A 440-nucleotide genomic window follows, 5' to 3' on the forward strand; every position below is an offset into this window, starting at 1 on the left:
TGGGAGGAGTGCGCGCTCGTCGGGATGCCGAGGGCGATCGTCGTCACCCATCTCGACACCGCCCGCACCTCCTTCGAGGAGATGACCCGGATCTGCGCGGAGACGTTCGGCGGGGACGACCCCGATGCCGTACTCCCGCTCTATCTGCCGGTCCTCGGTCCCGAGGCCGCCGACGGGCACGCCCCGCTCACCGGGCTGACCGGGCTGCTCACCCGGCGCGTCCTGGACTACTCCTCCGGGGAGCGGGCCGAGCTGCCGCCCGCGCCGGACCAGGAGGAGCCGCTCGCGGAGGCCCGGGACCGGCTCATCGAGGGGATCATCGCCGAGAGCGAGGACGAGTCGCTGATGGACCGGTACCTCGACAGCGGGGGCGACAGCATCGATATATCGACACTGATCGCGGATCTGGAGCGGGCCGTCGCCCGGGGCACCTTCTTCCC

General features: G+C 71.6%; 1 pseudogene. It reads left to right on the forward strand.

Going from position 1 to position 440, the window contains the following annotated elements:
- Window positions 1–440, forward strand: a pseudogene (locus tag RM812_RS42415) (elongation factor G-like protein EF-G2); the annotation flags it as partial.

Origin of the sequence: Streptomyces lancefieldiae, from assembly GCF_031845825.1 — a bacterium.
GTDB classification, from domain to species: domain Bacteria; phylum Actinomycetota; class Actinomycetes; order Streptomycetales; family Streptomycetaceae; genus Streptomyces; species Streptomyces lancefieldiae.